The organism is Kitasatospora sp. NPDC089797 (assembly GCF_040684795.1).
Lineage (GTDB): Bacteria > Actinomycetota > Actinomycetes > Streptomycetales > Streptomycetaceae > Kitasatospora.
Window position 1 is genome coordinate 166,427 of record NZ_JBFBGS010000008.1, and the last position, 24,340, is coordinate 190,766.

General features: G+C 72.2%; 23 protein-coding genes. 12 read left to right on the plus strand and 11 right to left on the minus strand.

The features are described from left to right. Positions 1–88: 88 nt before the first annotated feature. Positions 89–532 (minus strand): methylmalonyl-CoA epimerase, encoded by a 444-nt coding sequence (gene mce, locus AB0O91_RS08830; protein WP_363429403.1) that lies wholly within the window; start codon positions 530–532, stop codon positions 89–91. Between the two features lie 258 nt (positions 533–790). On the opposite strand from mce, the gene AB0O91_RS08835 reads away from it, so the two are divergent. Together AB0O91_RS08835 and meaB are read left to right on the plus strand one after the other, a co-directional pair. Beyond that, positions 791–1,984: an acetyl-CoA C-acetyltransferase gene (locus AB0O91_RS08835; RefSeq protein WP_363429405.1), complete on the plus strand. Its 1,194-nt coding sequence runs from the start codon at positions 791–793 to the stop codon at positions 1,982–1,984. A 97-nt stretch (positions 1,985–2,081) separates the two neighbouring features. Beyond that, positions 2,082–3,038, plus strand: a complete 957-nt coding sequence (gene meaB, locus AB0O91_RS08840; protein WP_363429407.1) for a methylmalonyl Co-A mutase-associated GTPase MeaB — start codon at positions 2,082–2,084, stop codon at positions 3,036–3,038. Positions 3,039–3,188: 150 nt separating this feature from the next. Here the strand turns inward: meaB and AB0O91_RS08845 are convergent, their stop codons facing one another. The 5 genes from AB0O91_RS08845 to AB0O91_RS08865 all read right to left on the minus strand — a co-directional run bounded on the left by AB0O91_RS08845 (position 3,189) and on the right by AB0O91_RS08865 (position 6,944). Further along, complete coding sequence (locus AB0O91_RS08845; protein WP_363429409.1) at positions 3,189–3,704, minus strand: MarR family transcriptional regulator; 516 nt, start codon at positions 3,702–3,704, stop codon at positions 3,189–3,191. A gap of 39 nt (positions 3,705–3,743) precedes the next feature. Then, positions 3,744–4,544 carry an AIM24 family protein gene (locus AB0O91_RS08850; RefSeq protein WP_363429481.1) on the minus strand — a complete coding sequence of 267 codons (801 nt, stop codon included), beginning with the start codon at positions 4,542–4,544 and terminating at the stop codon, positions 3,744–3,746. Positions 4,545–4,771: 227 nt separating this feature from the next. Then, positions 4,772–5,422: an AIM24 family protein gene (locus tag AB0O91_RS08855; RefSeq protein ID WP_363429411.1), complete on the minus strand. Its 651-nt coding sequence runs from the start codon at positions 5,420–5,422 to the stop codon at positions 4,772–4,774. After that, complete coding sequence (locus AB0O91_RS08860; RefSeq protein WP_363429413.1) at positions 5,422–6,060, minus strand: AIM24 family protein; 639 nt, start codon at positions 6,058–6,060, stop codon at positions 5,422–5,424. Before AB0O91_RS08860 ends, AB0O91_RS08855 begins: the two co-directional genes overlap by 1 nt. Before the next feature lie 80 nt (positions 6,061–6,140). Beyond that, positions 6,141–6,944: a DUF2127 domain-containing protein gene (locus AB0O91_RS08865; RefSeq protein WP_363429415.1), complete on the minus strand. Its 804-nt coding sequence runs from the start codon at positions 6,942–6,944 to the stop codon at positions 6,141–6,143. Positions 6,945–7,190: 246 nt separating this feature from the next. On the opposite strand from AB0O91_RS08865, the gene AB0O91_RS08870 reads away from it, so the two are divergent. Beyond that, a complete protein-coding gene (locus tag AB0O91_RS08870) occupies positions 7,191–7,502 on the plus strand; it encodes a DUF3817 domain-containing protein (RefSeq protein ID WP_363429417.1) in 312 nt (103 codons plus the stop codon). A 263-nt stretch (positions 7,503–7,765) separates the two neighbouring features. Here AB0O91_RS08870 and AB0O91_RS08875 read toward each other — a convergent pair whose 3' ends face one another. Beyond that, a complete protein-coding gene (locus AB0O91_RS08875; protein WP_363429419.1) occupies positions 7,766–9,385 on the minus strand; it encodes a M4 family metallopeptidase in 1,620 nt (539 codons plus the stop codon). A 498-nt stretch (positions 9,386–9,883) separates the two neighbouring features. On the opposite strand from AB0O91_RS08875, the gene AB0O91_RS08880 reads away from it, so the two are divergent. The 3 genes from AB0O91_RS08880 (at position 9,884) to AB0O91_RS08890 (ending at position 12,750) form a co-directional block, all read left to right on the plus strand. Further along, complete coding sequence (locus AB0O91_RS08880) at positions 9,884–10,420, plus strand: MarR family transcriptional regulator (protein WP_363429421.1); 537 nt, start codon at positions 9,884–9,886, stop codon at positions 10,418–10,420. A gap of 76 nt (positions 10,421–10,496) precedes the next feature. Further along, positions 10,497–10,835, plus strand: coding sequence for a DUF3817 domain-containing protein (locus tag AB0O91_RS08885; protein WP_363429423.1), 339 nt, complete (start codon positions 10,497–10,499; stop codon positions 10,833–10,835). Positions 10,836–11,049: 214 nt separating this feature from the next. Continuing rightward, positions 11,050–12,750 (plus strand): methylmalonyl-CoA mutase family protein, encoded by a 1,701-nt coding sequence (locus tag AB0O91_RS08890; RefSeq protein WP_363429425.1) that lies wholly within the window; start codon positions 11,050–11,052, stop codon positions 12,748–12,750. A gap of 66 nt (positions 12,751–12,816) precedes the next feature. Here AB0O91_RS08890 and AB0O91_RS08895 read toward each other — a convergent pair whose 3' ends face one another. Beyond that, positions 12,817–13,368 carry a TetR/AcrR family transcriptional regulator gene (locus AB0O91_RS08895; RefSeq protein WP_363429483.1) on the minus strand — a complete coding sequence of 184 codons (552 nt, stop codon included), beginning with the start codon at positions 13,366–13,368 and terminating at the stop codon, positions 12,817–12,819. 486 nt (positions 13,369–13,854) lie between these two features. On the opposite strand from AB0O91_RS08895, the gene AB0O91_RS08900 reads away from it, so the two are divergent. The 4 genes from AB0O91_RS08900 (at position 13,855) to AB0O91_RS08915 (ending at position 18,503) form a co-directional block, all read left to right on the plus strand. Continuing rightward, positions 13,855–14,862, plus strand: coding sequence for a tetratricopeptide repeat protein (locus AB0O91_RS08900; protein ID WP_363429427.1), 1,008 nt, complete (start codon positions 13,855–13,857; stop codon positions 14,860–14,862). 725 nt (positions 14,863–15,587) lie between these two features. Further along, positions 15,588–16,259: a DUF6230 family protein gene (locus AB0O91_RS08905; RefSeq protein ID WP_363429429.1), complete on the plus strand. Its 672-nt coding sequence runs from the start codon at positions 15,588–15,590 to the stop codon at positions 16,257–16,259. Positions 16,260–16,392: 133 nt separating this feature from the next. Further along, positions 16,393–17,073, plus strand: coding sequence for a DUF6114 domain-containing protein (locus AB0O91_RS08910; RefSeq protein ID WP_363429431.1), 681 nt, complete (start codon positions 16,393–16,395; stop codon positions 17,071–17,073). Continuing rightward, entirely contained in the window at positions 17,070–18,503 is a 1,434-nt protein-coding gene (locus tag AB0O91_RS08915) for a hypothetical protein (protein ID WP_363429433.1), read from the plus strand. Before AB0O91_RS08910 ends, AB0O91_RS08915 begins: the two co-directional genes overlap by 4 nt. Positions 18,504–18,600: 97 nt before the next feature. On the opposite strand, the gene pyk is transcribed toward AB0O91_RS08915, so the two are convergent. From pyk to pta, 3 genes are all read right to left on the minus strand, one after another. Beyond that, a complete protein-coding gene (pyk, locus tag AB0O91_RS08920; protein ID WP_363429435.1) occupies positions 18,601–20,028 on the minus strand; it encodes a pyruvate kinase in 1,428 nt (475 codons plus the stop codon). A 94-nt stretch (positions 20,029–20,122) separates the two neighbouring features. Next, positions 20,123–21,346, minus strand: a complete 1,224-nt coding sequence (locus tag AB0O91_RS08925; protein WP_363429437.1) for an acetate kinase — start codon at positions 21,344–21,346, stop codon at positions 20,123–20,125. Continuing rightward, positions 21,343–23,472: a phosphate acetyltransferase gene (gene pta, locus AB0O91_RS08930; RefSeq protein WP_363429439.1), complete on the minus strand. Its 2,130-nt coding sequence runs from the start codon at positions 23,470–23,472 to the stop codon at positions 21,343–21,345. Before pta ends, AB0O91_RS08925 begins: the two co-directional genes overlap by 4 nt. 178 nt (positions 23,473–23,650) lie before the next feature. On the opposite strand from pta, the gene AB0O91_RS08935 reads away from it, so the two are divergent. Together AB0O91_RS08935 and AB0O91_RS08940 are read left to right on the plus strand one after the other, a co-directional pair. Further along, a complete protein-coding gene (locus tag AB0O91_RS08935; protein WP_363429441.1) occupies positions 23,651–23,932 on the plus strand; it encodes a type II toxin-antitoxin system prevent-host-death family antitoxin in 282 nt (93 codons plus the stop codon). Further along, the gene (locus AB0O91_RS08940; protein WP_363429443.1) at positions 23,929–24,333 is read left to right on the plus strand and encodes a type II toxin-antitoxin system VapC family toxin; all 405 of its coding nucleotides are present in this window, start codon (positions 23,929–23,931) and stop codon (positions 24,331–24,333) included. The genes AB0O91_RS08935 and AB0O91_RS08940 overlap by 4 nt, the downstream gene beginning before the upstream one ends. The last annotated feature ends 7 nt before the right edge of the window (positions 24,334–24,340 follow it).

The following is a 24,340-nucleotide window of genomic DNA, read 5'->3' on the forward strand; positions in this document are numbered from 1 at the left end:
TTTCCGGCTGCCGGACCACGTTACTGACGGGTCGCTAGGGGCCTGATCGCGGTGTGCCGCCCGGGGACGGGCGGCACCGGGGGCGGTTTCAGTGCCCTTCGGGCCCGCCCGGCAGGGCGGAGGTGACCAGCTCGGTCAGCACGCCGCCGCAGTCCTTGGGGTGCAGGAAGGTGATCCGCGAGCCCATCGAGCCGGTCCGCGGGCGGTCGTACAGGACCCGGACGCCCTTGTCGCGGATCGCCTCGGAATCGCCGTCCACGTCGGCGGTGCCGAAGGCGATGTGGTGGACGCCCTCGCCGTTCTTCTCCAGCCACTTGGCGACGGTGGAGTCCGGGCGGGTGGGCTCCAGCAGCTGGAGGTACGAGGCGCCGCCGTCGTCCGTCCCGTTGATCCGGAGCATCGCCTCGCGCACGCCCTGCTCCTCGTTGACCTCGCTGTGGAACACCTCGAAGCCGTAGGTGGCGCGGTAGAACTCGACCGTCTTGTCGAGGTCTCGGCAGGCGATGCCGATGTGGTCGATTCGGGTCAGCACGGCGGCCTCCGGAACGGTGGACGGACGGAATGTGGCACCCAGTGCAGCGCATGGCTCCGAAGCGGCGCCAGTGCCGGACGTGCGAGCCTGCTCACACACCGGCTCCCACCCGGACGTTCACCCGGACCGCGTTGACACGGTGTTGACTGGAGTGTGCCAGTGCGCTCGATCACACCGTCGCTCCGGTGACGGGCGGATTACGGGTCAGTACCCTGAGCGCATCCTCACCTGGCCACGACGTGCGAAGGGGCCCGTCCCATGACCAACACCACCTCTGTGATCGTTGCCGGTGCGCGGACCCCGATGGGGCGCCTGCTCGGCTCGCTCAAGGGCTTCTCCGGTGCCGACCTCGGCGGCTTCGCGATCAAGGGCGCGCTGGAGCGGGCCGGGATCACGGGTGAGCAGGTCCAGTACGTGATCATGGGCCAGGTGCTGCAGGCCGGCGCCGGCCAGATCCCGGCCCGCCAGGCCGCCGTCAAGGCGGGCATCCCGATGAACGTCCCGGCGCTGACCGTCAACAAGGTCTGCCTCTCCGGCCTGGACGCCATCGCGCTCGCCGACCAGCTGATCCGCGCCGGCGAGTTCGACATCGTGGTGGCCGGCGGCCAGGAGTCGATGACCAACGCCCCGCACCTGCTGCCGAAGTCCCGCGCGGGCTACAAGTACGGCGCGGTCGAGGTGCTCGACGCGATGGCGTACGACGGCCTGACCGACGCCTACGAGAACATCCCGATGGGCGAGTCCACCGAGAAGCACAACACCCGCCTGGGCATTCCGCGCGAGGTGCAGGACGAGATCGCCGCCGCCTCCCACCAGCGGGCCGCCAAGGCGCAGGCCGACGGCGTCTTCGAGGCCGAGATCGTCCCGGTCGCCATCCCGCAGCGCAAGGGCGAGCCGGTGCTGTTCGGGCAGGACGAGGGCATCCGCGCGGACACCACCGCCGAGGGCCTGGCCCGGCTGCGCCCGGCCTTCACCAAGGACGGCACCATCACGGCCGGCACCTCCTCGCAGATCTCCGACGGCGCCGCCGCGGTGGTCGTGATGAGCAAGGCCAAGGCCGAGGAGCTGGGCCTGACCTGGCTCGCCGAGATCGGCGCCCACGGCAACGTGGCCGGCCCGGACAACTCGCTGCAGTCGCAGCCGTCCAACGCGATCCGGCACGCGCTGGGCAAGGAGGGCCTGGAGGTCTCCGACCTCGACCTGATCGAGATCAACGAGGCCTTCGCGGCCGTCGCGTACCAGTCGATGAAGGACCTCGGCGTCTCTTCCGACATCGTCAACGTCAACGGCGGCGCGATCGCGCTCGGCCACCCGATCGGGATGTCCGGTGCCCGGGTGGTGCTCACCCTCGCGCTGGAGCTTCAGCGTCGCGGCGGCGGTGTCGGCGCGGCCGCGCTGTGCGGCGGCGGCGGTCAGGGCGACGCCCTGATCGTGCGCGTGCCGAAGGCCTGATCTGCCCTCTGAACCCCTCGGGGCTGCGGACCGCCACCAGTGGTCCGCAGCCCCTTCGGCATCCGCCGTCCGCCGACATCCGTGCAAGGAGATCCCGATGATCGATGTCGCCGCGCTGGTCGAGCAGGCCCGGGAGGGCCGGCCGCGGGCGGTCGCCCGGCTGATCACGCTGGTCGAGAACGCCGCCCCGCAGCTCCGGGAGGCGATGGCGGCGCTCGCGCCGTACACCGGCCAGGCGTACACGGTGGGCCTGACCGGCTCGCCCGGGGTCGGCAAGTCCACCACCACCTCGGCGCTGGTCTCGGCGTACCGGCGGCTCGGCAAGCGGGTCGGGGTGCTCGCCGTCGACCCCTCCTCGCCGTTCTCCGGCGGCGCGCTGCTCGGCGACCGGGTCCGGATGCAGGACCACGCGACCGACCCCGAGGTGTTCATCCGCTCGATGGCCACCCGCGGACACCTGGGCGGGCTGTCCTGGGCGGCCCCGCAGGCGCTGCGGGTACTGGACGCGGCCGGCTGCGAGGTCATCCTGGTGGAGACCGTCGGGGTGGGGCAGTCCGAGGTCGAGGTCGCCGCCCAGGCGGACACCGCGGTGGTGCTGCTGGCCCCGGGGATGGGCGACGGCATCCAGGCCGCCAAGGCCGGCATCCTGGAGATCGGCGACGTCTTCGTGGTCAACAAGGCCGACCGGGACGGCGCGGACGCCACCGCCCGGGAGCTCAACCACATGCTCGGCCTGGGCGAGGCCCGCGGAGCCGGGGACTGGCGCCCGCCCATCGTCAAGACCGTCGCGGCGCGCGGCGAGGGCGTGGACGAGGTGGTCGAGGCGCTGGAGAAGCACCGCGCCTGGCTGGAGGAGCATGGCGAGCTGGCGGCGCGCCGCCGCCGCCGGGCCGCCCAGGAGATCGAGGCGATCGCGCTGGCCGAACTGCGCGCCCGGATCGGCGACCTCTCCGGGGACCGCCAGCTGGCCGGCCTCGCCGAGCGGGTCGTCGCCGGCGAACTGGACCCGTACGGGGCGGCCGACCGACTGGTCGCCGGGCTGACCACGGGCTGACCACGGGCTGACCGGGCCCCGCCGCCCCTGCCGCTCCGGGCCCGCCGCTGCGGCTGCACGTGACCCCGTGGGCCTGCCGGCGCTGCACGGGAAGTCGGCCAGGTCGACTTCCCGCGCAGCGCGGGGCGGCGGGCTGTGCGCCGGGTCGGACTAGGCGCGGCCGCGGAGGCTGCGGAGGTGGTCGGCGACCGGGGCGAGGGCCTCGTGGAGGGCGTCCAGCTGCTCCGGGGTGAAGCGGTCGATGAAGTGCGCCCGGACGCTGCGGACGTGGTCCGGGGCGACCCGCTGCATGGTCTCCCAGCCCTGTTCGGTGAGGTGGGCGTAGAGGCCGCGGCGGTCGTTGGGGCACTCCTGGCGGAGGACCAGGCCGGCGTTCTCCATCCGGGTGATCTGGTGGGAGAGACGGCTCTTCGACTGCAGGGTGGCGGTCGCGAGGTCGGTCATCCGCATCCGGTGGTCCGGGGCCTCGGAGAGCACGACCAGGATCTCGTAGTCGTTGATCGCCAGGTTGTGGGGCTGGAGTTCGCGGCTGAGCTGGTACTCCAGCAGCTTGGCGACCTCCAGATGGGCGCGCCACATCCGCTGCTCCCTGGCGGTCAGCCAGGGAGTCTCCCCCTCGGGCTGCGGCGGAGGGTTGTCCGCAGTGTCGATCGTGTGCGTATCCATGCGCCCAGCATAGCCGATTTAGTTAAATCTTGTACGAGTTTACAGGCCGAAACGCCGCCCGAGTTCGCCCAGGTTACCGAGGCCCGGCGTGTTCGGCTGTCCGGCGCCGTGCCCGGGCTGGGAGGGGACCCCGCCCGTCGGCACCCCCGCCTCGGCGTCCACCCGGCCGACCGACCGCTCGGTCATCAGCCGCTCGCTGGACTGCACCAGCACCTGCCCGGCGCCGATGAACTCGAACTGGTGCTCCTCGCCGGACGCCCCGCCGATGCCGGTCAGCCGCCGCAGGCCGCCGACCACCCCGTGCATGTAGTCGTGGTCGTAGTGGTGGCACGGCGCCGGGCAGTCCGCCCAGCCGACCAGCGCCTGCGGGTCCACCCGGACCGGCGGCTCGACGAAGTGCACCGGCCCGTTCGAGGCGGCGACGAAGCGGCCGGTGCCGATCAGGGTGAGGAAGCCCGGGATGATCGACTGCTTGAGCCGCAGCGTCGGGTCGAAGGCGAGCAGGTTGCCGGAGCGGACGGTCAGGTTGCCGTCGTCCAGGTCGTAGGAGTTGAGGTCGAAGGCGCGGTCGGCCAGCAGCAGCTTGCCGCGGCCCTGGGCGACCACCCAGTCCGCCGCGTGCAGCGGCGAGTTGAAGTGCTGGCCGAGCGCCCGGTCGACCATTCCGGCACCGACGCCGCGGAAGGTGATCTCGCCGTAGTAGGCGACCATCTTGCCCTTCTGCAGGAAGTAGGAGCCGTTCAGCTCGACCGAGAAGGCGTACGGGTTGACGTTGTCGCCGGCCGGCAGGGTGTACGCGTCGTGCACCACCGGGCCGGCGTCCCCGCGGGTGGTCGGCAGGGGGGGCTGGGTGCCGCCGAACTGCTCCTGGGCGTACGGGTGTTGCGGCTGCGGAGGCGGCCCGGGTGCCGGGGCGTACCCGGGCGGCGGCGGCGGTGGGGGCGGCGGCGGGGGAGGGCCCGAGGCGCGGCCGGAGTACGGCGGCACCGGCGGCACCGTGAAGCCCGGCTGGGTCGGCTGGTCGTGCGGCGACTGCCCCCCGTACGGCGGCTGCGGCGGGTGGGACATCAGAGCTTCTCCTCGCTCGCCTGGACGTACGCCGTGCCGTGCCCGTCCAGCTCCAGCTGGAACGCCTCGCCCGAGCCGCGGCCGATCATCTCGCGCCAACCGATCGCCGTGGACAGCTTGTTGCGCACCTCGCCGCGGTGCGCCACGTAGGCCTGGGGGTCGACGTGCACCGGCTGTCCGGGGGTGATCGGCAGCTCGAAGACGCCGCCGTGGGCCATCACCGCGACCGAGCCGTGGCCCTCCAGCCGGGTGGTGAACAGGCCCTGGCCGCTGACCTGGCCGCGGACCATGCCCATCACCCCGCCCTGCGAGCCGAGGAACACGGTGGACTGCCGCAGGGTGCCCTCGAAGGCGAGCAGCCGGTCCGCCTCGACGAACAGGGCGTCGCCGGTCAGGTCGATCACGTGGACGTGGTGGCCGCCGTGGCCGAACATCACCCGGCCCTGGCCCTCGACCGTCATCAGCGGGGTGTCCTCGTTGGCGACCCGCCGGCCGATCATCGACATCACCCCGCCCTGCCCGCCGGTGATGTTCGGGGTGAACCGGACGTCGCCGGTGTACCCGATCATCGCCCCGCGCTGGCTGAACAGCCGCTGCCCGGGCACCACCTGGGCCTCGACCAGCTTCCCGTTGATCCGGGTGAAGCCCATCAGACGTCACCGCCGAGGGTGGTCCGCTCGGAGGGCTGGACGTACACCAGGCCCTCGCCGGTGAACTCGACCTGGACGGCCTCGCCGCCGCCCTCGCCGATCACCGTGGTCCAGCCCGCGCCGGACCGGACGCTGCGGTGCAGGTCGCCGGTGTGCGCGATGTAGGCGCCCGGGTCGACCCGCAGCGGCATGGACTTGTCGACCCGCAGGATCACCGCCGGGCCGTTGGAGGTGACGGCGGCCCAGCCGCGGCCCTCGACCTTGGTGGTGAAGAAGCCGTTGCCGGAGGAGACGCCGTTCAGCCCGGTGAAGCTGGTGCCGGTGTGCAGGCCGGCCTCGGTGCACAGCAGGTTGTCCGCCTCGACGTAGAGCGTCTCCCCGTCGAGGCGGACCAGGTTGATCTCGGTGGCCCGGTCGGCGAAGTAGCAGGTGCCCTGCCCCTTCACCTCCATGACGGTCATCCGCTCGCCGGTCAGCCGGCGGGCGACCACGCCCCGCAGGCCGTCCCCGCCGCCGGTCAGTTTCTTGAAGGTCATCCGGCCGGTGTAGGCGACCATCGAGCCGTGCCGGGCCTTGACGGCGTCCCCGCCCAACTCGACGGCGAGCACCCGCGATCCCTGGAGTCTGAACTCTGCCACGGCCGCAATCTAGCCGCCGCGGGGGCGGCCGGGCGAGGGGGCGGGGGCGAACCGTGACGGGCCCGGGACAATGGTTCGGGTCAGGAGCGTGCGTGCGTCCCGTGGGCGTGGCCGGGGTGCGGGACGGTGCCGGCCGCCTCCTCGACCTCCAGCAGCGAGGCCGAGTGGCGCTCCGCCTCGAAGGCGACCGCGCCGCCGCGCAGGCCGAACAGCCGCTTGGAGAGCATGATCCAGAGCACCGCGGCGATGTTCAGGGCCAGCGTGCAGATCTTCACCGCGCTGACGTGCTCGTGCAGCTCGTAGCCCTCCAGCGGGAGGAAGGCGGCGGTGGCGACCACGGTCAGGTACTCGGCCCAGCGCTTGCCGAGCCAGAGGCCGACCGCCTCGACGATCTCGATCAGCGCGTAGGCGATCAGCGCGCCCGCGACGATCAGCAGGGTCTTCTTCTGATAGCCGAAGGTCTTGCGGATCGTCTCGACGATCGGGGCGTGGTCGAGGTCCCAGTGGAAGTGGTCGGTGACCGGCTTGAAGACCGTGAGGTCCTGCTCGAAGACCCGCTGCACGGCCTCCTGGCTGTTGGAGAACTTCCAGACGCCCCACGCCATCAGGAGGATGACCACACCGCGCAGCACCCGCTCGACGGCCAGGAAGCGCAGGATGAAGAGGTCCCGCAGCGCCTTGCCGCGCGGGACCAGCGGGGCGTCGGCCGCCGGGCCGGAGCCGTGCGGGGCGCCGAGCGCGAAGTCGCCGCAGCGCAGGCAGCGCCAGGCCTCGCCGACGGCGGTGGCGGCGTGCAGCCGGCCGGCCAGCTCGGGTTCGGTCGGCCGGTAGGTGACGTGGCCGCGCTTGGCGCAGGTCCTGCGGTCCCAGTCGCGCTTGAACATGTTGGTGGCTACCCCCGTGTGCGATGCCGGCGACGCCCGGTTCGGTGGGCGCGCGGGCAGCAGGATAGGGCGTCCGGGTGCCGCGCCGCCGTGCCCGGCGGCCTTCTGGGGCGCGGTTGTGACATCCGGCACGGTGGCCACCCCGGCCGGTGGATCGGACATGTGCTCGGTGATAATGGCCGGAAGGCTTGTGAGTCGCTTCACAAGCGCGCCCGCGCCTTCGACCCCCGTATTGAGGTATCCAACGTGAACAGCAGCGCCGTCCACCGCCTGCGCCTGATCTCAGCGCCCGAGGGGATCTCCTTCATCCTGCTGCTGATCTGCTCGGTGCTGAAGCGGACCACCTCCTTCGACGCGGTGCCGGTGATGGGCATGGTCCACGGGATCCTGTTCATCCTCTACGTGGTCTTCTGGATCCAGGCCTGGCAGGCGCAGAAGTGGGACGCCAAGCGCGGCGTCCTGCTGTTCGTGCTCTCGGTGCTGCCGTTCGGCGGCTTCGTCGCGGAGCGGATGCTCGGGCGCGAGGAGCGCGGGGAGCTGCGGCCCGCCACCGCCTGACCCCGCCGCCTCCCGGTCCCGCTCCGGCGGACGGTCGACAGGCTGCCACGGCCTCCTCTCCCAAAGGGCCGCGGCAGCCTGTCGCCGTTTCTTACCGGGAGTGGTCCAGGGGCAGGGCCCGGTCATAAGCATGACAATCCGGGTCGGGAATGGACAGGGCGCCGGCGGTGATTGGCCGGGAGTCGCCGCCGACCGGAACGGGCGGACGCCCGGGGCCCTCCCTCCGACGGGCCCCGGGCGTCCTGCTCACCTTCCGCCGTGCGTCACTTGACGTTGACGGCGGTCCAGGTCGCGGCGACGGCGTTGTACTCGGCGCTGCTCGCGCCGTACAGGTCCGCCGCGGCCTTCAGGCTGCCGGTGCGGGCCGCCGCGTAGTTGGTGGTGGAGGTGAAGTAGGTGGTCAGCGCGCGGTACCAGATCGCCGCCGCCTTGTCCCGGCCGATGCCGGCGAGGGTGGAGCCGTTGTACGTCGGGCTGTTGTAGCTGACGCCGTTGACCGTCTTGGCGCCGCTGCCCTCGGCGAGCAGGTAGAAGAAGTGGTTGGCCACGCCGGAGGAGTAGTGGACGTCCAGGCCGCCGACCGAGGAGGACCAGTAGTCGGCCGAGCGGCCGTCCTTGCTGGGCTGGTCCATGTAGCGCAGCGGCTTGCCGTCGCCGTTGATGTTGATCTGCTCGCCGATCAGGTAGTCCGGCTTGTCGGAGGGCAGGTTGGCGTACCACTCGACCATGGTGCCGAAGATGTCCGAGGTGGCCTCGTTGAGGCCGCCGGACTCACCGGAGTAGTTGAGGCCCGCGGTGGCGGAGGTGACGCCGTGGGTCATCTCGTGGCCGGCCACGTCCAGCGCGGTGAGCGGGTGGGTGTTGCTCGCGCCGTCGCCGTAGGTCATGCAGAAGCAGGTGTCGCTCCAGAACGCGTTGACGTAGTTGGTGCCGTAGTGGACCCGGCTGACGGCGCCCACGCCGTCGTTCCTGATGCCGTTGCGGCCGAAGGTGTTCTTGTAGAAGTCCCAGGTGGCGGCCGCGCCGTACTGGGCGTCCACGGCGGCGGACTCCTGGTTGGAGACCAGGCCGTTGCCGAAGCTGTTGGTGGTGTTGGCGACCAGCGTGCCGCTGCCGGAGGTCTTGTTCTTCAGGGTGTAGGTGGCCTGGCCGCCGCGGGTGGCGTCCTTCAGCTGGTACGAGCTGCCGCTCTGGGTGGTGGTCAGCGGGACGCTGCCGACGAAGACGCCCTTGCCGCTGCCGGAGGCGGTCTGCACCTGCTCGTGGGTGGAGAGCACCTGGCCGGTGGCCGCGTCGGTGACCAGCAGCTGGCTGCTCGGGGTGCCGTCGGCGCGCAGGCCCTCGACGGTGGTGCGGTAGGCCAGGCGCGGGCTGCCGTCGGTGGCCCAGACGACCAGCTCGGCCTTGCCCGCCTGGTGCACCTCGATGAGCGGGGCCTCGTCCTCGTCGACGGTGATGCCGACGGTGGACTGCACGGCGCCGGTCGCCTGGGCGGCGGCCCGGTCGGCGGGTATCTGCGGGGCGAGGCTGGGCAGCGCGAGCTTCGCGCCGACCGCCTTGTCCACGGCGGTGGTCGAGCCGTCCGCCTTCTGGTGCACCACCAGGTCGCCGCCGAGGACGGGCAGCCCGGCGAAGGTGCGCTCGTAGCGGAGGTGGCGGGTGCCGTCGGCGTCCACCACGACGTCCTTGGCGACCAGTTGCTCCTGGCCGCCCAGGGCCAGGGCGTGCGCGACCTTGGCGGCCTGGCCGTTGGCCTGGGCGAGCAGGTCGGCACGCTGCGGGGCGTGCGGGGCCGGGCCGGCCTGGGCCGCGCCGGCCTGGACGACACCGGTGAGGAGTGCGGTGGCGGAGAGTACGGCGACAGCGGCGAGCTTTCGCTTCACGGACGAGTCCTTCCGGGAAACCGCGTGTGGGCGCGGTCGCGCCGCGTCCCGGGGGCCGGGGTCGGCTCCTGAGGGGCGGGACGGGCACTGACGTGCGTGAACCCCGGGCGTTCGGGCGGCTGCCACCGGTTGGGTGGGGGTGGTGGCGGTCGAACGGGGTTGGCGGAAAGCATGACAATCGAGCAAATCAAATGACAGGTCTTCTTCATGAATTGGCCAAGTCCCGCCAAGAACGGGGATTGTGAACGGAAGGACAAAACAGATCTTTTTGCCCGGACTTTCAGCGGGTTCCGGGGCGGATCGGGGCCTGATAGTGCGGCGTTCGCCCGTCCGACGGCCAACCCCCGTGCGCCGGGCGGCTGTTGCCCGCCATTCACATCGGCGCAATGTCCAGGTATGGACCTGGCCGTCCGATTGGCGGGTTCCCGCCACGCGTCGCGCTTGTCCACCATCAGGACGGCTGGTAGCACACGTCCCGTCCGCCGGTACGGTAAGGAGGTGGCCAAGCCCCTCGCACTCGACTTCGACCCGATCGCCCGCGCCGACGAACTGTGGGCCCGCCGTTGGGGCACCGTGCCCTCGATGGCGGCGATCACCTCGATCATGCGCGCCCACCAGATCCTGCTCTCCCGGGTCGACGCGGTGCTCAAGCCGTACGGTCTGACCTTCGCCCGGTACGAGGCGCTGGTGCTGCTGACCTTCAGCCGGACCGGCGAGCTCTCGCTCTCCAAGGTCGGCGAGCGCCTGATGGTCCACCCGACCAGCGTCACCAACACCGTGGACCGCCTGGAGCGGGCCGGGCTGGTCGCCCGCCGCCCCAACCCGCTGGACGGCCGCGGCGTGCTCGCCGCGATCACCGGGCGCGGCCGCGAGGTGGTCGAGGAGGCCACCCGGGAGCTGATGGCGATGGAGTTCGGGCTGGAGGAGTACGGCCCCGACCAGTGCCGCCAGGTGTTCGATCTGCTCAGGCCGCTGCGGGTCGCGGCGGGCGACTTCGCCGATCCGGACGAGGGGGCTGCTCGGGAGCGGCTGTGAGGGCGGCTACCCTCGTGGGAGCGGTGCGCGGATCCGGGCGTACCGGCGGAAACTGCCGAGCGAGGCGAGGAAGATCATGAAGGCGACCCCCCTGCTGGGCTGGTACCGCGGCCTGGCCATTGCGACCGGCACCGCCCTGCTGGTGTTCTGCGGCTTCATGGTCGCGAAGTACGGCTTCAGCACCGCCGAGGACCTGACCACCTACGTCGCGATGCTGCACGGCTACCTGTACATCGGGTACTTCGTGGTGACCTTCCTGCTCGGGCAGAAGCTGAAGTGGCCGCTCGGCCGGCTGGTGCTGACCCTGGCGGCGGGCTGCATCCCGTTCCTCTCCTTCGTCTTCGAGCGCAAGGTGGCCCGCGAGGCCGCCGAGCAGCTCCCGGCGGGCGGCGCCCGCCAGCCGGCCGGCGTCTGAGCCGGACCGCACGCTCCCACCAGGGCGCCCCTCCCCGCCGGGGAGAGGCGCCCTCGGCGTTCCCGGGGCCGCCCGCCGGGGAGGCCCGGCCGCCGGACGGGTCTGCCCGGGCGGGTCCGTCGACAACTACTAGGACGTCCGAGTAAATTAGTAGGACGTCCTAATAGCTGTGCCGCCCGTTGCCGTGGCGGCCGTACGGAGCGGAGTTCGGCCCATGGACGCCGAGGACATCGAGCGCGGGCGGCAGCGCTGGCAGCAGCGGTACGACAGGGCCCGCAAGCGCGAGGCCGACTTCACCACCCTCTCCGGCGACGAGGTCGAGCCGGTCTACGGCCCGGCTCCCGGGCAGCCGGTCGAGGGCTTCGAGCGGATCGGCTGGCCGGGCGAGTACCCGTTCACCCGCGGCCTGCACCCCACCGGCTACCGCGGCCGCACCTGGACCATCCGCCAGTTCGCCGGCTTCGGCAACGCCCGGCAGACCAACGAGCGCTACCGGATGATCCTGGACGCGGGCGGCGGCGGCCTCTCGGTCGCCTTCGACATGCCGACCCTGATGGGCTACGACTCGGACGACCCCAAGTCGCTCGGCGAGGTCGGCCACTGCGGCGTCGCCATCGACTCGGCCGCCGACATGGAGGTGCTGTTCGCCGGCATCCCGCTCGGCGAGGTCACCACCTCGATGACGATCAGCGGCCCGGCCGTCCCGGTCTTCTGCATGTACCTGGTCGCCGCCGAGCGCCAGGGCGTCGACCCGGCGGTGCTCAACGGCACCCTCCAGACGGACATCTTCAAGGAGTACATCGCCCAGAAGGAGTGGCTCTTCGCCCCCGAGCCGCACCTGCGCCTGATCGGCGACCTGATCGAGCACTGCGCCACGGGCATCCCGGCGTACAAGCCGGTGTCCGTCTCCGGCTACCACATCCGCGAGGCCGGGGCGACGGCCGCGCAGGAGCTGGCGTACACCCTCGCGGACGGCTTCGCCTACGTCGAGCTGGGCCTGTCCCGCGGCCTGGACGTCGACGTCTTCGCGCCCGGGCTGTCCTTCTTCTTCGACGCGCACCTGGACTTCTTCGAGGAGATCGCCAAGTTCCGTGCCGCGCGCCGGATCTGGGCCCGCTGGATGCGCGACCGGTTCGGCGCCAAGACCGACAAGGCGCAGTGGCTGCGCTTCCACACCCAGACCGCCGGCGTCTCGCTCACCGCGCAGCAGCCGTACAACAACGTGGTGCGCACCGCGGTCGAGGCGCTCTCCGCGGTGCTCGGCGGCACCAACTCGCTGCACACCAACGCGCTGGACGAGACCCTGGCGCTGCCCTCCGAGCAGGCCGCCGAGATCGCGCTGCGCACCCAGCAGGTGCTGATGGAGGAGACCGGCGTCACCAACGTGGCCGACCCGCTGGGCGGTTCCTGGTACGTCGAGGCGCTGACCGACCGGATCGAGCAGCAGGCCGAGGCGATCTTCCAGCAGATCCTGGACAAGGGCAGCCTGGGCAGGGGCCGGGAGGAGCACCCGATCGGTCCGATCACTGCGGGGATCCTGCGCGGGATCGAGGAGGGCTGGTTCACCGGGGAGATCGCCGAGGCGGCCTTCCAGTACCAGCAGGCGGTCGAGAAGGGCGACAAGCGCGTGGTCGGCGTCAACTGCCACCCGCGCAGCGTCACCCCCGAGCTGGAGATCCTGCGGGTCAGCCACGAGGTCGAGCGCGAGCAGGTGCGGACGCTGGGCGAGCGCAAGGCGGCCCGGGACGACGCGGCGGTGCGGGCCGGGCTGGACGCCATGCTGGCGGCGGCGCGCTCGGGCGCGTCGATGATCCCGCCGATGCTGGACGCGGTCCGCGCCGAGGCGACCCTGGGCGAGATCTGCGACGCGCTGCGCGGGGAGTGGGGGACGTACCGGGAGAACGCCGCCTTCTGAGGCGCCCGTCGGGCGACCACCGGAGCCGCCGTACGGAACCCTCCGTGCGGCGGCTCCGGCGTGCCCTCAGCCGCTGGTGAGCGGGCCGAGCAGCAGGTCGGTGAAGCGGCGGGTCCACTCGGGGGTGATCGGCTCGCCGCTGACCAGCACCCGGTGCTCGACCGTCCCGGCGATGGTGTCGAAGATGATGTCGACCTCCTCGTGGGCCGACGCGGGGCAGGCGTCCGCCTCGAGCTCGCCGCGCGCCTGGGCGGCCGCCCGGCCCTGCCGGACCAGCCGCTTCTGCGGGTCCACGATCGCCTCCCGGATCCGGCGGCGCAGGTGCGGGTCGCGGGTGCCCTCGGCGAACAGGGCGAGCAGGGCGGCCTGGGTCTCGGGGCGGGCCAGCAGGTCGGCGAACTGGCCCACCACGGCCTCGATGTCGGCCCGCAGGCTGCCGAGGTCGGGCATCACGAGGTCGTCGAAGAGGCTGGCGACGGCGTCGACCACCAGTTCGTTCTTGGAGGGCCAGCGGCGGTAGAGCGTGGTCTTGGCGACCCCGGCCCGGCCGGCGACGTGCCCCATGGTCAGTCCGCCCCAACCGAGTTCGGCGAGGGCCTCGCGGGTGGCGTCGAGGATCGCGAGGTCGGCGGCGGCGCTGCGCGGGCGGCCCTTGGCCCGGGACGCCCCCGGGCCGTCGTCCTGGGGGGTGCTGCCGCGGACGGTGTCGTCCGGGCTCGCGGAGGGCTGGGCGGCCGGCACCGGGTCTCCTTGCGATCTACTGGTAAGTAACCTGGGTGGGGCTGGTAACGGTAGCGACTGTTCCCCGATTCGGGGAGTCGGGCGGACCGGGAAAGTGGGGCAGGTCACGTCCCCGAACCACCGGTGGGGCTTGCGGCCGGGCCACCGGCTCCAGTTACGCTACGACCTGTAGCGAAAGCAGTGACAACCAGGCGCCGCACCCGTGGGACGGGGCGGCGCGGGTGCGGGTGGGGATCCGCGCCGAACGGTTCAGGCTACCGGGGGAGGGGCGCACCGCCCGGGAACCCGCACCGCGCAGCCCGCGCGGAGCGAACTTCCGGAGGTTGGTGCCCGCGAGCAGCGCGGACGGGGGAGGATGGTGCCATGCAGCCACGGAATTCGCGTCTCAACAGCTCCGCCCTGCGCGGTGCGGTCGACCTCGCCGCAGTGAAGGCGGCCGGTGAGGCCGCCCAGAAGGCCGAGCAGGCCCGGGCCGAGCGGGCCCGCCAGGCGGCCGCCGCCGAAGCGGACGGAGTCGCCCCCCAGCCCGCCCACCAGCTCGTCATCGACGTCACCGAGGACACCTTCGAGACCGAGGTCGTCCAGCGCTCCACCGAGGTGCCGGTCGTCATCGACTTCTGGGCCGAGTGGTGCGGGCCCTGCAAGCAGCTCAGCCCGATCCTGGAGGGCCTCGCCGAGGAGTACGCCGGCGCCTTCGTGCTCGCCAAGATCGACGTGGACGCCAACCAGCTGATCGCCCAGCAGTTCGGCATCCAGGGCATCCCGGCCGTGATGGCCGTGGTGGCCGGCCAGTTGGTGCCGCTGTTCCAGGGTGCGGAGAGCGCCGCCAACGTCCGCAAGGTGCTGGACCAGCTGATCCTGGTCGCCGAGCAGCGCTTCGGCATCTCCGGTGCGGCCGGCGGCGCGGCCGCCCCGGGCGAGCCCGGTGAGCCGGGCGACGCTGTCGTGCAGCGGCCCGAGGACCCGGCCCTGTCCGCGGCGCACGACGCGCTGGACGCCGGCGACCTGGGCGGCGCCATCCTGGCGTACCGGAACGTGCTGGCCGACCAGCCGGGCAACACCGAGGCCAAGCTGGGCCTCGCGCAGGCCGAGCTGCTCCAGCGGGTCGAGGGGCTCGACCTCCAGTCCGTGCGGTCGGCGGCGGCCGCCGCCCCGAAGGACGTCGCGATCCAGCTGCAGGCCGCCGACCTGGACCTGGTGGGCGGTCATGTCGAGGACGCCTTCGGGCGCCTGGTGGACACCGTCGGCCGGACCTTCGGCGAGGACCGGGACACCGCCCGGCTGCGACTGCTGGAGCTGTTCGAGGTGATCGGCCCGGAGGACCCGCGGGTCGTCGCGGCCCGTACGGCGCTGGCCCGCGTGCTGTTCTGATCCCCGGTCAGGACGGACCGGGCCCGGGCCTGGCACCGAGTGCCTGGCACAGCGGGTGACCTGCGGTGTCGCCTGGTGATTTGGCGACAATCCGGTCAACCGGACAGAGGTTTACCAAATCTTGATTTCACCCACGGGTGGTCACCTTCAGTGACCACCCGTGGGTGTTTCGTTCGTGTTTCCGGCGGATTTCGTCGTCACGAATCCTTCAACACGTCACGCACGGTGCAACTCGGGTCAATCTCATGATCAACGCCACCTGCTGTTGCATTACCCGTCAGTAAGGCACCTCTTGTGCTTCGCCCGGGATTCAAGCACGATCGGCCACGCCCGGTCCCAGACTCCACGCCCGCCGACAGCCGGTCGGCCGAACGGAGCGCGGGATCCCCACCGGGTGATCCGCCGACCCCTGGTCGGCGGTAGGGAGGGCAGGGGGGTATCCGCGGTCCCACGGCGGTTCCTGTCCTCGACCGGCCGCGCGGTCCCGCGCGGTCGCCGGTTGTCGCTCGGGGGTGATCGCCGATGTCGTCGGTCCGACCCGTCGTCCCGCAAGGACGGCCGGTTCCGGGACGGGAGTGCCGCGGTACGCAGGCGGCTCCCGCGTCCGACGACGCCCAAGGCGCTCTCCGCTACCGAGGACGTAGCTCTCTCCCATCCCAGGCCCCCACCGGTGCGGGACGCGCCGCCGGGGAGCCGGAGATGTACGTCCTAGAAGGAGGACTCGCATGTCCAAGACCTACGGCAAGACCCGCTGGAAGCGCTTCGCCCTGGTGATGGTGCCCAGCGTCGCGGCCACCGCGATGGTCGGCGTCTCGATCGCCAACAGCGCGCTCGCCGCCTCGTTCAGCATTTCCGGCCAGCAGTTCAAGGTCAGCACCGACGAACTGCACGGCACCAACTTCGCCCAGTTCGGCTCGGTCGACATCGAGGCGAACGGCAAGCCGCACCCGGTGGCCGTCTCGGCCTTCGACAAGGCCACCATCAACAACCTGTGCCAGTCGGTGGTGACCGACCTGTCCGGCTTCGGCCTGGGCAAGATCACCCTCCAACTGCACGCCGGTACCGACGCCAACAAGCCGGTGGAAGCCAGCAACCTGCTGATCGACCTCGAGCAGCTGAAGGCGGACGCGACCTTCACCAACATCGACATCGGCCGCGACGCCTCCACCCTCTCGGGCACGGCCACCCAGGGCTGGGCCCCGCACGCGGGCGTCACCAAGGCGGGCGGCGGCGCCGGCCTGCCGACCGGTCCGACCGGCTTCGCCCAGGCCGCCCAGAAGGCCGACCTGAGCGGCGTCCAGCAGACCGCGCGGGCCACCTCGGCCGGCACCTTCAAGCTGAACGGCCTCAACCTCTCGCTGAAGAGCGGCGACGGCCCGGGCAACGAGTGCTTCTGAGCCCCTCCTGACGGCACGCCGGGCGGCGTGCCCGGATGACGGGCCACCTGGGGCCGGGGGGCGGCGGACCACCGCCGCTCCCCGGCCACCCTCCTTTTGATCCAACCTCGTAGCGACGTCGAGGAGTTGCACCATGTCCAGCGCAACGGTCGAGACGCGGCCCCGCCAGGAGACCCCCGCCGGGTGGCTCTGGCGGCACTTCCGTGAATTCCGCCGCACCAGGCCCTTCTGGGGCGGTCTGCTGGCCATGGTCGCCGGCGTCCCGATCCTCTACTTCCCGTACGCGCACCTGACGTTCGGCGGACTGACCATCGCGATGTCCACCACCGCGGGCGCCGGGTCGCTGATCATCGGGGTGCTGATGATCATCCTCGGGCTGACCGCCTGGTTCCAGCCCGCCGTGCGGTTCTTCGCGGGCATCGCGACCATCCTGCTGACCCTGGTCTCGATCCCGGTCTCCAACCTCGCGGGCTTCGGCCTGGCCCTGCTGCCCGGCCTGGTCGGCGGCGGGCTGATGGTCTCCTGGGCGCCGCTGCCGGAGCCGGCCACCGCGCCGGCCAAGGGGCACCGGGCCGCGCGCCGGGGCAAGTCGGCGGGCACCGCCGTGGCCGAGAGCGTCGCCACCGAGCCGGCCGCCGCCGAGGCCGAGCCGGAGGCTCCGGCGGTCTCCGAGGTCGCCGAGGCGCCCACCGCCGAGCTGCCCGCCCAGGCCGCGCCCAAGGAGTCGCCCGCCCCGGCCGCGTCCGAGCGGTCGGCCGCCGAGGCGTCCGTCCCCCGGCAGGGCACCGCCGGGGAGCAGGAGGAGGCGAAGTGAGCGGGTCGGCCGAACAACCGGAGGACACAGCCGTCCCCGAGCGGCGCTCCGGTCGGCACGCCGCGCCGCGCACGCCCGTACGGGTCCGGCTGAGAGGCCGGGCCCTGGCGATGGCCGCGGTGCCGACCGCGCTGCTGATGGCGGCGGCCTACACGCCCAACCCGGCGATCGCCGAGTCGGCGGCGGGCAAGCCGTGCGGCAAGGCGCCGGTGGCGGTCCCGGACGTGACCCCGATCGAGACGCCCGTCCCCAAGAGCGAGCTGCCCGAGCCGCCGCCCGAGCCCTCCGGCACGCCCTCGACCGACCCGAGCTCGGTGCCGACCACCACGCCGACCACCACGCCGGCGCCGACGGCGGCCCAGCCCTCGACCGGGGCGGCGACCACCGCTCCGGCGAAGCCGTCGGCCGCCACCACGGCCACCCGGTCCGCCTTCCGCTCCGACGCCACCGGCACCACCGGCGGCTCGGGCACCTCCGGCGCGATGAGCGCGGTCTACCGGGGTGACGACGGCGGGACGGCCGTCGCCCGGCCGGCCGGGCTGATCGACGACATCGTCGGGGGCATCAACCACCTGCTGAACCCGGGCAGTTCGCCCAGTCCGTCGCCGAGCGCGACACCCAGTGCCACCCCGAAGCCGCCGGCCGCCCCGGCCCCGCGGGTCGGCACCCCGGCGCAGCCCCAGTCCCAGTCGCAGGCCCCGTCGGCTGCTGCGGAGCAGGCCGCCCCGTCCGCCGCCGAGCCCACGGCCGGGCAGCCCTCGCCGACCGCCACCGCCCCCGGCGGGAAGTCCTCCGCCCGGTCGGCCCCGTCCGCCACCCCGTCGGCGGACGCCCCGGCGACTCCGGCGGCCACCCCGACGCCGCCCGCCTCGCCCACCGCGAACCCCAACTGCGACGTGGACGCCCGCGGCCTGACGGCCGGCCGGGCCGCCACCGACCAGGTCGTCCCGGAGCAGAACTGGACGCTCCAGACCAGTCGGCTCGGCCTGCACGGCGCGGTCTTCCACGGCGTCTACGACGTGAAGACCCCGACCGGCAGCAAGCGGGTGCTGAAGTTCGTGGTCGACAGCGTGGACATCGAGAACCTCGACATGTCGACCCTCCAGGGCAACGGCGTCACCTTCCACGTCCAGGGCGCTCCCGGCTCGACCTCGACCATGCGCAACGGCCCGGTCACCATGTACGTGGAGCGGCTGTCCGGCCACCTGTCCAAGCTGCTGGGCCTGCCGATCCCGATCGACCTGGGCGAGATCACCCTCACCCCGGACACCCTGCCGCGCTGGCTGTACGACCTGATCGGCTCGATCCCGATCCCGCTCGACCTGGAGCTGACCGGGGTCACCGCGAAGCAGGCCGGCCAGTTCGGCGGCACCCTGCACATCCCGGGGATGCACCTGTTCAACGACGACGCGCCCTACAGCGACAAGTAGCGGAGCCGCCGAGTGGCGGACACCGCAACGCCGGTGGGCCGGCCCTCCCGTCAGGGGAGGGCCGGCCCACCGGCGTTCGTACGGTCCTACCGGGGCGTCACTCGCCGTGCGAGCCCAGGCGGTGCACCTGCACCATGTTGGTGGTGCCGGGGATGCCGACCGGGACACCGGCGGTGACGATCACGGTGTCGCCCTCCGCCAGCTGGCCGATCTTCAGCAGCTCGCGGTCGACCTGCGCGACCATCGCGTCGGTGGTGGCCACCTGCTCGGTGACGTACGACTCGACGCCCCAGCTCAGCGAGAGCTGGTTGCGGGTGGCCGCGTCCGGGGTGAACGCGATCACCGGGATCGGCGAGCGGTAGCGGGACAGCCGGCGCGCGGTGTCACCGGACTTGGTGAACGCGACCAGCGCCTTGCCGTTCAGGAAGTCGCCCAGCTCGCACGCGGCACGGGCGACGGAGCCGCCCTGGGTGCGCGGCTTGCGGCCCGGGTTGAGCGGCTGGAGGCCCTGGGAGACCAGCTCCTCCTCGGCCTTCTCGCAGATCCGGCTCATGGTGCGGACGGTCTCGACCGGGTACTTGCCGACGCTGGACTCGGCGGAGAGCATCACCGCGTCGGTGCCGTCCAGGATGGCGTTGGCGACGTCGGAGACCTCGGCGCGGGTCGGCCGCGAGGCGTGGATCATCGACTCCATCATCTGGGTGGCGACGATGACCGGCTTGGCGTTGCGACGGGCCAGGGTGATCAGCTGCTTCTGGACCAGCGGCACCCGCTCCAGCGGGTACTCGACGGCCAGGTCGCCGCGGGCGACCATGATGGCGTCGAAGGCGAGGACGATCTCCTCCATGGCCTCGACGGCCTGCGGCTTCTCGATCTTGGCGATGACCGGCACCCGGATGCCGACCTCGTCCATGACCTCGTGGACGTCCTTGATGTCGTCCGCGTTGCGGACGAAGGACAGGGCGACCATGTCGACGCCCAGGCGCAGCGCGAAGCGCAGGTCGTCCTTGTCCTTCTCGGACAGGGCGGGCACGTTCACGGCCGCGCCGGGCAGGTTGATGCCCTTGTTGTTCGAGAGCACGCCGCCCTCGACCACCACGGTCTTCACCCGCGGGCCGTCGACGCTGACGACCTCCAGGGCGATGACGCCGTCGTTGATCAGGATCGGGTCGCCGGGCTTCACGTCGCCGGGCAGGCCCTTGTAGGTGGTACCGCAGATGTGCTGGTCACCGGGGACGTCCTCGGTGGTGATGGTGAACTCGTCGCCGTTGTCGACGGTCACCGGGCCGTTGGCGAAGGTCGCCAGACGGATCTTGGGACCCTGGAGGTCGGCCAGGACGCCGATGGCCTTGCCGGTGTCCTCCGAGACCTGGCGGACCTTGCGGTACCGCTCCTCGTGGTCCGCGTGGTTGCCGTGGCTCATGTTCAGTCGGGCGACGTTCATGCCCGCCTCGACGATGGCCTTCAGCTGTTCGTAGGAGTCCGTCGCCGGACCCAGGGTGCAGACAATTTTCGCTCGGCGCATATGGATCAGTCTATCCGTTCGTGTTATAGGTGCATTCGGCACGGATCAGGAGGAATCGCCGACGAATGATCCCGGGGAACGAGACGATTCCGTGTCAGTCCTCGGACCGTTCACCTTCCCGGTGCACCAGGGCGAAGGTCTGTCGGGCGATCTCCAGCTCCTCGTCGGTGGGCACCACCGCGACCGCCACCCGGGAGAACTCCGGCGAGATGATCCGGGCCCCGCCGGAACGCACCGAGTTCAGCTCCGGGTCCACGGCGATGCCCAGCTCCTCCAGCCCGGCGGTGGCCGCCGCGCGCACCGGCGCGGCGTTCTCCCCGACGCCCGCGGTGAACGCGATCGCGTCCACCCGGCCGAGCACCGCGTAGTAGCCGCCGATGTACTTGCGCAACCGGTGGACGTAGGCGTCGAAGGCGAGCTTCGCGTCCGCGTCCCCGGCGTCGGCACGACGCATGATCTCGCGCATGTCGTTCTCGCCGCACAGCCCGCGCAGGCCGCTGCGGCGGTTGAGCAGGTCGTCGATCTCGTCCACGGACAGCCCGCCGACCCGGTGCAGGTGGAACACCACGCCCGCGTCGATGTCACCCGAACGGGTGCCCATGACCAGGCCCTCCAGCGGGGTGAGGCCCATCGAGGTGTCCAGGCAGCGGCCGCCGCTGACCGCCGAGGCGGAGGCGCCGTTGCCCAGGTGCAGCACGATCACGTTGACCTCGGCCGGGTCCTTGCCGAGCAGCCGGGCGGTGGCCCGCGAGACGTACTGGTGCGAGGTGCCGTGGAAGCCGTAGCGGCGCACCCGGTGCTCGTCCGCGACGTCCTTGTCGATCGCGTACCGCGCCGAGTACTCGGGCATCGAGGCGTGGAAGGCGGTGTCGAACACGGCCACCTGCGGCAGGTCGGGCCGCAGCGCGCGGGCCACCTCGATGCCGGTGATGTTCGCCGGGTTGTGCAGCGGCGCGACCGGGATCAGCCGGCGGATCTCCTTGAGCACCTCGTCGGTGATCACGGTCGGCTCGGTGAACCGCTTGCCGCCGTGCACCACCCGGTGGCCGATCGCGGCCAGCTCGGGCGAGTCCAGCCCCAGGCCGTCGGCGGCCAGCTCCTCGGCGACGGCCTTCAGCGCGGCCGAGTGGTCCGGGAAGGGCTGCCCCAGCTCGCGCCGGTCCCCGGTGCGCGGGGAGTGCACCAGCCGGCCGCCGTCCTCGCCGATCCGCTCGACCAGCCCGGCGGCCAGCCGGGCGCCGTCCAGCATGTCGATCAGCTGGTACTTCACCGACGAGGAGCCGGCGTTGAGAACGAGGACGCGGGTCCCTCCGGTCATGCCTGCTGCTCCTTGTCGTCCTGGGACTGGATGGCGGTGATCGCCACCGTGTTGACGATGTCCTGCACCAGCGCCCCGCGCGAGAGGTCGTTGACGGGCTTGCGCAGCCCCTGGAGCACCGGCCCGACCGCGACCGCGCCGGCCGAGCGCTGGACCGCCTTGTAGGTGTTGTTGCCGGTGTTGAGGTCCGGGAAGATCAGCACGGTCGCCCGCCCGGCCACCGCCGAACCCGGCAGCTTGGTCGCCGCGACGTGGGCGTCCACCGCCGCGTCGTACTGGATCGGGCCCTCGACCAGGATGTCCGGGCGCAGCGCGCGGACCAGCTCGGTCGCCTTGCGGACCTTGTCGACGTCCGCGCCCGAGCCGGAGGTGCCGGTCGAGTAGGAGAGCATCGCGACCCGCGGCTCGACCCCGAACTGGGCGGCGGTGGCGGCGGACTGGATCGCGATGTCGGCCAGCTGCTGGGCGTCCGGGTCCGGGTTGACCGCGCAGTCGCCGTACACCAGCACCTTGTCGGCCAGGCACATGAAGAAGACGCTCGACACGATGGACGCGCCCGGCGAGGTCTTGATCACCTCGAAGGCGGGCCGGATGGTCGCCGCGGTGGAGTGCACCGCGCCGGAGACCATGCCGTCGGCGATGCCCTCCTGGACCATCAGGGTGCCGAAGTACGAGACGTCGGTGACCACGTCCAGGGCCAGCTCGACGGTCATCCCCTTGTGGGCCCGCAGCCGGGCGTACAGCTCGGCGAACTGGCGGCGCAGCGGGCTGGTGGTCGGGTCGACGACCCGGACCTGGGCGCGGTCGCCGTCCCGGTCGCCCTGCGGGAGCACGATGCCCAGGCCCGCGGCCTTGCGGCGGACCTCGTCGACGTCGCCGAGCAGGGTGAGGTCGCAGATGTTGCGGCGCAGCAGGATCTCGGCCGCGCGCAGCACCCGGTCCTCGGTGCCCTCCGGGAGCACCACGTGCCGGCGGCCGGCCCGGGCCCGCTCCAGCAGCGCGTGCTCGAACATCATCGGAGTCACCCGCTCGGACCGGCCGACCTCGATCCGGTTGGTCAACTCGGCGGTGTCGACGTGCAGTTCGAACAGGCCGAGGGCGATCTCGGCCTTCCGGGGGCTGGCCGCGGTGAGCTTGCCCTCCAGGTGGGTCAGGGTGGCGGCGGTGGGCCAGCTGCCCTCCGGGACGACCGCGACCGGGGTGCCGGGGGCGAGCCGCGCGGCCAGCGCCATCACGTTGGGGCCGGGGTGCTGCCCCAGGGTCAGCAGCACGCCGGCGATCGGCGGGGCGCCGGCGGCGTGCGCGGCCAGCGAGCCGATCACCAGGTCGGCGCGGTCCCCGGGGGTGACGACCAGGGCGCCCTCGGTCAGCGCGTCCAGGAAGGTCGGCAGCATGGCGCCGCCGAAGACGAAGCCGCGCACGTCCCGGGCCAGGCCGGCCGCGTCGCCGAGCAGCACCTCGGCGCCGGTGGACTCCACCAGCTGGGCGACGGTCGGCGCGGCCAGGGCCGGCTCCTCCGGGATGACGTACGCCGGGATCGGCAGCTTCTCGGTGAGCGCGCGCTGGATCCGCTGCTTGGCGCCCGGGGCGGTCCGGTTGGCGATCATCGCCAGGGTCTCGCAGCCGAGGTCGGTGTACGCCCGGTGGGCGTTGCGCACCTCGGCGATCACCGCCTCCGCCTCCTTGCCCTGCCCGCCGACCACCGGCAGCACGGCGGCGCCGAACTCGTTGGCCAGCCGGGCGTTGAAGGCCAGCTCGTCCGGGATGGTGGTGTCGGCGAAGTCGGTGCCGAGCACCAGCACCGCCTGGCAGCGCCGCTCCACCGCGCGGAACCGGTCGACCAGGGCGGAGACCAGCTCGTCCTGCCCCTGCGCGGCCTGCAGCGCGGCGGCCTCCTCGTAGGTGAGCCCGTACAGCTCCGGGCTCGGCAGGTCGATCCGGTACCGCCCGCGCAGCAGCTCGACCACGTGGTCCGCCCCCGGCTCGCCGGGTGCGGCGGCGTGCACCAGCGGGCGGAACACCCCGACCCGGTCCACCTGGCGGGTGAGCAGTTCCATGACCCCGAGCTCGACGGCCTGCCGGCCGTCCCCCCGGTCGATCCCGGTCACGTACACGCTGCGCGCCACGCGGATGTCTCCGTCCCGTCGCCTCGGAAGCTGGTCATATCGACCATACCTTCGCACTGCGAACGGCTGTCCGCGAGCAGAGGGCGGGCGGAGGGGCAAGGGACCAAGGGCCTGGTCTCGGGGCTTGCCTCCGCGCCTGCCCTTGATGTAACTACGTGATGTAGTTACATTGGCTGGTATGGAGACCATGGGACTGCGTGAGTTGAACCAGAATCCGTCGAAGGCGGTCGCGCGGGTCCGGGCCGGCGCGACCATCGTCGTCACCGACCGCGGGCGGCCCGTGATGAGACTGGTGCCGGAGGCGGCTCCGGAGTCGGTCCTCGAACGCATGGTCGCGGCCGGTGAAGTCACTCCACCCGCCGAGCAGGGCATGCCCGAGCTGGCACTCGACCTGCTGCCGGACCTCGGCAGCCTGTCCGGTCTGCTGATCGAAGACCGCAACCGGGAGCGCGACCGTTGATCTACCTCGACTCCTGCGCGCTGCTGAAGTTCATCAAGCCGGAGCCGGAGACGGCCGCGCTGCGCGCCTGGCGGCAGGCGCTCCCCGACGGCACGGAGCTGATCACCAGCGAGCTGGCCCGGCTGGAGCTCACCCGCACCCTGCTCCGCGCGGGCCTCTCCCACCAGTTGGTCCCGTACCACGTCGACCAGGCGCTGAGGGGCGCCTACCAGGTCGACCTCAGCAGCACGGTGCTCGCCCGGGCCCTCGCCTACCGCACTCCTCGGCTGGGATCGCTGGATGCCCTCCACCTGGCCAGCGCGGAACCCTTCCGCGCCGAGCTCACCGACTTCGTCACCTACGACCGTGAGCTCGCCCGGGCCGCCGAGGAGCTCGGCTTCCCGGTCACGGTTCCCGGCTGAGCGGAAC

Coding starts and splice junctions, on each gene's coding strand:
- AB0O91_RS08835 (WP_363429405.1), top strand. CDS start 791: ATGACCAACACCACCTCTGTGATCGTTGCCGGTGCGCGGACCCCGATG.
- meaB (WP_363429407.1), top strand. CDS start 2,082: ATGATCGATGTCGCCGCGCTGGTCGAGCAGGCCCGGGAGGGCCGGCCG.
- AB0O91_RS08845 (WP_363429409.1), bottom strand. CDS start 3,704: ATGGATACGCACACGATCGACACTGCGGACAACCCTCCGCCGCAGCCC.
- AB0O91_RS08855 (WP_363429411.1), bottom strand. CDS start 5,422: ATGGGCTTCACCCGGATCAACGGGAAGCTGGTCGAGGCCCAGGTGGTG.
- AB0O91_RS08865 (WP_363429415.1), bottom strand. CDS start 6,944: ATGTTCAAGCGCGACTGGGACCGCAGGACCTGCGCCAAGCGCGGCCAC.
- AB0O91_RS08885 (WP_363429423.1), top strand. CDS start 10,497: ATGAAGGCGACCCCCCTGCTGGGCTGGTACCGCGGCCTGGCCATTGCG.
- AB0O91_RS08890 (WP_363429425.1), top strand. CDS start 11,050: ATGGACGCCGAGGACATCGAGCGCGGGCGGCAGCGCTGGCAGCAGCGG.
- AB0O91_RS08900 (WP_363429427.1), top strand. CDS start 13,855: ATGCAGCCACGGAATTCGCGTCTCAACAGCTCCGCCCTGCGCGGTGCG.
- AB0O91_RS08905 (WP_363429429.1), top strand. CDS start 15,588: ATGTCCAAGACCTACGGCAAGACCCGCTGGAAGCGCTTCGCCCTGGTG.
- AB0O91_RS08910 (WP_363429431.1), top strand. CDS start 16,393: ATGTCCAGCGCAACGGTCGAGACGCGGCCCCGCCAGGAGACCCCCGCC.
- pyk (WP_363429435.1), bottom strand. CDS start 20,028: ATGCGCCGAGCGAAAATTGTCTGCACCCTGGGTCCGGCGACGGACTCC.
- AB0O91_RS08925 (WP_363429437.1), bottom strand. CDS start 21,346: ATGACCGGAGGGACCCGCGTCCTCGTTCTCAACGCCGGCTCCTCGTCG.
- AB0O91_RS08935 (WP_363429441.1), top strand. CDS start 23,651: ATGGAGACCATGGGACTGCGTGAGTTGAACCAGAATCCGTCGAAGGCG.